Annotated in this window: 7 protein-coding genes; 5 read left to right on the top strand and 2 right to left on the bottom strand. The window is 67.2% G+C overall.

Going from position 1 to position 6607, the window contains the following annotated elements; genetic code table 11:
- Positions 1–63 precede the first annotated feature (63 nt).
- On the bottom strand, positions 64–783 hold the full coding sequence (locus OR37_RS20235) for an alpha/beta fold hydrolase (protein ID WP_004624854.1): 720 nt from the start codon (positions 781–783) through the stop codon (positions 64–66).
- 161 nt (positions 784–944) lie between these two features.
- On the opposite strand from OR37_RS20235, the gene OR37_RS20860 reads away from it, so the two are divergent.
- Positions 945–1571, top strand: coding sequence for a hypothetical protein (locus OR37_RS20860; protein WP_004624853.1), 627 nt, complete (start codon positions 945–947; stop codon positions 1569–1571).
- Positions 1572–1635: 64 nt separating this feature from the next.
- On the opposite strand, the gene rpoH is transcribed toward OR37_RS20860, so the two are convergent.
- Positions 1636–2523: an RNA polymerase sigma factor RpoH gene (gene rpoH, locus OR37_RS20225; RefSeq protein WP_004624851.1), complete on the bottom strand. Its 888-nt coding sequence runs from the start codon at positions 2521–2523 to the stop codon at positions 1636–1638.
- A gap of 213 nt (positions 2524–2736) precedes the next feature.
- Between rpoH and OR37_RS20220 the strand changes: the two genes are divergently transcribed.
- The 4 genes from OR37_RS20220 to OR37_RS20205 all read left to right on the top strand — a co-directional run.
- Positions 2737–3099 (top strand): phage holin family protein, encoded by a 363-nt coding sequence (locus OR37_RS20220; protein ID WP_004624850.1) that lies wholly within the window; start codon positions 2737–2739, stop codon positions 3097–3099.
- 67 nt (positions 3100–3166) lie between these two features.
- The gene (locus OR37_RS20215) at positions 3167–3703 is read left to right on the top strand and encodes a VOC family protein (RefSeq protein WP_004624848.1); all 537 of its coding nucleotides are present in this window, start codon (positions 3167–3169) and stop codon (positions 3701–3703) included.
- Positions 3703–4353: a carboxymuconolactone decarboxylase family protein gene (locus OR37_RS20210; protein WP_004624846.1), complete on the top strand. Its 651-nt coding sequence runs from the start codon at positions 3703–3705 to the stop codon at positions 4351–4353. The genes OR37_RS20215 and OR37_RS20210 overlap by 1 nt, the downstream gene beginning before the upstream one ends.
- A 144-nt stretch (positions 4354–4497) precedes the next feature.
- Positions 4498–6607: putative bifunctional diguanylate cyclase/phosphodiesterase (locus OR37_RS20205; RefSeq protein WP_004624844.1), on the top strand; the 2110-nt coding region annotated here is incomplete at its 3' end.

The raw sequence follows: 6607 nt of genomic DNA, 5'->3' as shown, positions 1-6607 counted from the left end.
TCCTCCCTCGCGACGCGGGGGAGGTGTCGCGGGGCGGAGCCCCGTGACGGAGGGGGCGCTCTGCTACCGCTTCCCCGCCGGCCGCTCCAGCCAGTGGCGGATCGCGCCGTTGACCGCGCTGGGCGCTTCCATCGGCGTCATGTGGCCGGCGTTGGGGATCACCACCAGATGCGTGCAGCCGATCGCCGCCGCCATCTCGCGGCAGCCCTCGGCGGGCGTGATCTGGTCGTTCTCGCCGACGATGATCAGCAGCGGAACGCGCAGGGCCTTCAGCGCCGCCTCGCCGTCCTGGCGCTCCAGGCTGTTCTGGCGCAGGAAGACCTCGCGGCCCAGGCGCTGGGTCATGTCGACGATGCGGGTGGTCAGCTCGATGTCGTCGAGGCGCGAGGCGTCGATATACGACTTCATGATCGCCTGGCCGATCCCCAGGAACGTCCCGCCCCGAGCGGCGGCCTTGTTCAACGCCCGGCGCTGGGCGGCGCGCTCGGGCGTGTCGACCCGGATCGAGGTGTCCAGCAGGGCCAACCGCTCGATGCGCTCCGGCGCGAGCCGCGCGATCTCCTGGGCGACGTAGCCGCCCATCGAGAATCCGGCCACGGCGAAGGTCGGCTCGGCCTCGGCCAGCACGCTTTGCGCCATCTCATGGAGCGTGGCGTAGGGCGAAAGATCCGGGACCCAGACCCGCGCGACATCGGCCAGGCCGCTGATCTGGTCCCGCCACAGCTCGGCGTCGTTCAGCAGACCGGGCAGCAGGATCAGCTGGGGGAGGGGGGAGGCGGTCATCGCCGCGCCTTATAGAGTGCCTCAGGTTCAAGTGTGAGCGGTTAAACCGCCCGAACGCGCTCGAAATATTGGACTCTGGAGCCTGGTCGGGTTCGCGCCGTCAATTGCATGGATCGCGAATCTTGCCGACAACAGGGCGCGAGCAAGGTCGGGGGCAAGCCGTGGAAATCCACAAACCCAAGCCTATCCATTCATGGCGTGAATTCGCGGTCGAACTGCTGACGATCGTCATGGGCATTCTGATCGCCCTCGGCGCCGAGGCCCTGGTCGAGCATCACCGCACCGAGCGCGCGGTTGGCTTCAGCCGCGCCGACTTCATCGACGAGCTTTCCCGCAACCGCGGCGAGGTGGCGGCGAACCTGGAGCAGGCGCGGGTTCTGCAGGGGCAGTTGAATCAGGTCCTGCTGTCGGGCGCGAAGTTCGTGGCGGGCAAGGGGCCGCCCCTGGGCGGCGTCCAGGTGGCGCGCGATTTCGTCTGGCCCAAGTCGGCGGCCTGGGCGGGCGCTCTATCGACCAAGGTCATGGGCGATTTTCCCCACGACGAGGGGCGCGCCGTGGCCAAGGCCTATAGCGAGCAAGAGGCGTTCATCGCGTTGCAGCGCTCGGAGCAGACCGTCTGGTTCGGGCTGGCCGAAAGCAGCTATGTCGGCGCCCCCACCCGGCCGGAGGTCGCCAAGGCGCTGCAGCATATGACCGAGGCGGCCGCCTATCTTCAGGCGCACATCGAGACCGAGCAGGGACTGCTCAAGGCCTATGACGGGGCGCTGGAGCGGCTGAAGCGGGAATAGCGTCGCCCACGAAAAAGGGGCGCCTTTCGGCGCCCCTCATCGCGTTCGGATCTGGGCTAATCGCTTAAGCGTCGACCATGTTCTTGGCGATCGCCGCCTCGCGCATGGTCTTTTGCAGCTTTTCGAACGCGCGGACCTCGATCTGGCGCACCCGTTCGCGGCTGACGCCGTACTGGGCGGCGAGCTCTTCGAGCGTGGTCGGCTCGTCCTTCAGGCGGCGTTCGGTCAGGATGTGACGCTCGCGGTCGGTCAGTTCGACCATCGCCTCTTCCAGAAGCGACATCCGCAGCGACTTCTCCTCGTCCTCGGCGACGCGGGTCTCTTGCGAGACCTGATCTTCGTCGGCCAGCCAATCCTGCCACTCGCTCTCGCCGTCGGCGCGCAGCGGCGCGTTCAGCGAGGCGTCGGGGCCCGACAGGCGGCGATTCATCGAGATGACCTCGCTGTCCAGCACGCCCAGCTTGGTGGCGATCTCGCTGACCTGCTCGGGACGCAGGTCGCCCTCCTGGAAGGCGGCGATCTGGCTCTTGGCCTTGCGCAGGTTGAAGAACAGCTTCTTCTGCGCGGCGGTCGTGCCCATCTTCACCAGCGACCACGAGCGCAGGATGTATTCCTGGATCGAGGCGCGGATCCACCACATGGCGTAGGTGGCCAGACGGAAGCCCTTCTCGGGCTCGAACTTCTTGACGGCCTGCATCAGGCCGACATTGCCTTCCGAGATCACCTCGCCGATCGGCAGGCCATAGCCGCGATAGCCCATGGCGATCTTGGCCACCAGGCGCAGGTGCGACGTGACCATCTTGTGGGCGGCCTGCGGGTCCTGATGCTCTTTCCAGCGCTGAGCCAGCATGAACTCTTCGTCCTTGCTGAGCATCGGGAACTTGCGGATTTCGGTCAGGTAACGGGAAAGGCCGCCATCGGGCGACATCACCGAAAGGGTGTTCGCGGTCATCTTAGTTCGTATCCCCTTGCGTGCGGATCCGCTCGCCACTACGCGCGATCACCCTCACACAGAGGCATAGATAGGACGCGGCGTGGCGGTTGGAAGGGTGGTAACGCATTTGTAATGTCCGAGTTGCTCGCTCGGATATTGTACGAATGCGGCGTCTCTTTGCCCGGACGGCGGCATGAGGCAGGCTAGAGCCAGAAAACGGGGATTCGTCGCATGGTCCGCTTCATCTTCCGCATCCTGATCGCGGCCGCCGGCCTCTGGCTGTCGTCCAGGATCGTGCCGGGCGTCTGGGTCGATGGCTGGACCACCCTGCTGATCGCCGGCTTCCTGCTGGGCGTCGTCAACGCCGTCGTCCGTCCCGTGGTCACGGTTCTGACCTTTCCCCTGACCCTGGTGACGCTGGGCCTGTTCCTGCTGGTGGTGAACGCCGCGATGATCGGTCTCGTCGCCTGGATGCTGGGCGGGCACATGCAGGTGCATGGGCTCCTGGCCGGGATCGAGGCGGCCATCGTCACGGGCGTCGTCAGCTGGGGCGGCCACATTCTGATGGGCGACGACCGACGGGAACGCGAGTAGCCGACGTCACCGCGCGCTGTACCTCCTCCATCATTGGGATAAGCTCGGCGGCCGGGAGGAAGCCGAGATGAAAATCAACGGCGTCAATCATCTGGCCCTGGTCTGTCGCGACATGGGCGAGACGGTGAAGTTCTACACCGAGGTGCTGGACATGCCCCTCGTGAAGACCGTGGCGCTGCCCGACGGCGGCCAGCACTTCTTCTTCGACTGCGGGGGCGGCGCGTGCCTGGCCTTCTTCTGGTGGCCCGAGACGCCGCCGGCCGCGCCGGGGATCGCCTCGGTTCGGTCGTTTCCCGCCGACTCCAAGACCGCCGTCGGCTCGATGAACCACATCGCCTTCACGGTGGACGAGGCGGATCTGGAGGCCTGTCTCCAGCGCCTCCAGGCGGCGGGCGTTCCGGCGTTTCCGATGGTGGTCAATCACGACGACAGCGAAATGGGCGTGGCGCGTCGGATGCATCCCGGCGTCTTCGTTCGGTCCGTCTACTTCACCGATCCGAACGGGATCATGATGGAGCTGGCGGCCTTCACGCGCGACTTCGGCCCCCAAGACGTGCTCCACGCGCCGGCGGGCGCCTCGCGGCCGCTGGGCGTGGTCGCCTGATGCCGCGCCTGCGCCAGATCCCTCGGACCGAGGTCACCGACGAGCGCACGCTTCGCCTCTACGACCACCTTTTCGGCGAGCGCGACCCCGTGGCCCATCCGGGCACGGACACCGGCACGCGCGGCGATTGGTGGACCGTTTTCGCCGGCAGTCCGGACGTGCTGCGCCACGCCGCCCAGGGGTTCGCGCTCTATCGCGACCCGGCGCGCAAGATCGATCCGGTGCTGCGCGAGCTGGCCCAGACCCGGGCCGGCTGGGCGCGGGGCAGCCAGTTCGTGTTCTCCCAGCACTGCAAGTCGCTGCGGGGCCTCGGGGTGTCGGAGGACAAGATCGCCGCCGTGCCGCACTGGCAGGTCTGCGACGTGTTCGACGCGCGCGAGCGGGCGGTGCTGGCCTATGCCGACGGCCTGGTCCTGGACGGCGGCCGCGTCGCCGATGGCGTCTTCTCGGCGCTGAAGGCCTTTCTCACCGACGAACAGATCCTGGAACTGACCTACATCACCTGTCTCTACGAGATGCACGCGGTGATGAGCCGGGCCCTGCGCACCGAGTTCGATGACCGCGACGAGCCGGTGGTCGAGGTCGCCGCTCCCGAGACTTTCAAGTCACGGGACTTTCTGGATACGGGTCGGGAGGGGTCTAGAAGTTAAATTGCAATAATATTCAAGGTAAATGCCGCCGAAAACACTGTGACGGCGTCATGAACTTTTGGCGAAATGGCCGGGCTTGGCCGGGACATTAGCACCTCGTTAGTCCAGAAATGGTCCTTGTTGCGCCCAAGTGGAGGCGTAACCATGTTCACCCTTAGGGACACCGTGTCTTCCTTGACGCCCGCGCGTCAGGATGTTCTTGGCAAGTCGCTGTACGAGCGCTTCCGGGAAGAGCCCGACACCCTGATTGTTCCGGTGCTGGACGACGAGGACCGACCGATCGGCATCGTCGAACGCAACGCCTTCTTCCTGCGCATGGCGGCCGAGTACGGCCGCGCGCTCTACGCCAACCGCCCGATCTCGACGCTGATGGACCGCGAGCCGCTGGTCGTCTACGCCGACACCGAGCTGGCGTCGTTCACCACCGACAGCCTGTCCTACCGGGCCTCGGACCTGCTGCGCGGCTTCATCGTCACCGAGGGCGGCCGCTATCTGGGCGTGGGCACCGTGCTGGGGCTGCTGCAGGCCGCCAACGAGACGAACCGCCGGGGCGTGGCCGCACTCGCCGCCGCCAAGGCCGATGTGGAGCGCGCCCAGACCTTCATGACGGCGATCGTCGAGGCGATGCCCTCGATGGTCTTCGTCAAGCGCGCCGACGACCATAGCTATGTCCTGCTGAACCGGGCCGGCGAGAAGACGCTGGGCATGTCGCGCGACCAGGTGATCGGCAAGACCGACGCCGACATCCACGACCCCGAACTGGCCGCGCTCTATGTCGAGCGTGACCGCGAGGTGCTGCTGTCGGGCGAGGTGCGGGTGATCGAGGAAGATCACGTGCCGCGCGCGGACGGCGGCATGGCGATCCTCCGCACCAAGAAGATCGCCATCCGCGACGCCGACGGCGAGCCCGCCTACCTGCTGGGCGTCTCCGAGGACATCGCCGAGCGCAAGCGGGCCGAGGCGCAGATCGCCCGCCTGGCCCATTATGATCCGCTGACCGAACTGCCCAACCGCGTGCTGTTCCAGAAGTCGCTGGCCGAGGCCCTGGCCCGTCGCGCCCGCAACGGCGATCAGCTGGCGGTGCATTTCATCGATCTCGATCGCTTCAAGACCGTCAACGACACGCTGGGTCATCCGCTGGGCGACGCCCTGCTGCGCGTGGCCGCCGAGCGCCTGCGCAACTGCGTCCGCGAGGGCGATACCGTGGCCCGCCTCGGCGGCGACGAGTTCGCCGTCGTCCAGACCGGCCTGAAGGACATGACCGGCGCCACGCGCCTGGCCGAACGCGTCGTCGAGGCCATGTCGGCCCCGTTCGACCTTCAGGGCCATCAGGTGGTCATCGGCGCCAGCGTCGGCGTCTCGGTCGCGCCCTCCGACGGCGAGGACGCCGACGAGCTGCTGAAGAAGGCCGACATGGCCCTCTATCGCGCCAAGGCCGAGGGACGCGGCGCCTTCCACTTCTTCGAACACGCCATGGACGAGCAGCTGCAGGCGCGCCGGGCGCTGGAGCTGGACCTGCGGCGAGCCCTGCAGGCCGGCGAGTTCGAGCTGTTCTACCAGCCGCTGTACAATCTGGGCGACGAGCGGGTGACGGGCTGCGAGGCCCTGCTGCGCTGGCGCCACCCGGAGCGGGGCATGGTCTCGCCGGCCGACTTCATTCCTCTGGCCGAGGAGATCGGCCTGATCGTCCCGTTGGGTGAATGGGTGCTGCGCAAGGCCTGCGCCGAGGCCGCGCAATGGCCGGATCACGTCCGACTGGCGGTGAACCTGTCGCCGGCCCAGTTCCGCGATCGGGGCCTCGTGCGAACGGTCGTCTCGGCCCTGGCGGGCTCGGGCCTGCCCGCCCAGCGCCTGGAGCTGGAGATCACCGAGTCGGTGCTGCTGCAGGACAGTCAATCCAACATGACCATGCTGCACGACCTGAAGGCCCTGGGCGTGCGGATCTCGATGGACGATTTCGGCACCGGCTACAGCTCGCTCAGCTATCTGCGCAGCTTCCCGTTCGACAAGATCAAGATCGACCAGACCTTCGTCCGCGACATCCTGGAAGACAGCGACGCCATGGCCATCATCAAGGCCGTGCTGGACCTGGGCTCCTCGATGGGCATCGTCACCACGGCCGAGGGCGTGGAGACGCTGGAACAACTGAACGCGCTGCGCGGCCAGGGCTGCGCCGAGATCCAGGGCTACTTCATCAGCCGCCCGGCTCCCGCGGCGGAGATCGCCAAGATGCTGGGGGTGGAGCCGGTGAGGG

It is taken from the genome of Caulobacter vibrioides OR37, assembly GCF_000372645.1.
Lineage (GTDB): Bacteria > Pseudomonadota > Alphaproteobacteria > Caulobacterales > Caulobacteraceae > Caulobacter > Caulobacter vibrioides_E.
This window is presented reverse-complemented; position numbering and strand designations above follow the sequence as displayed.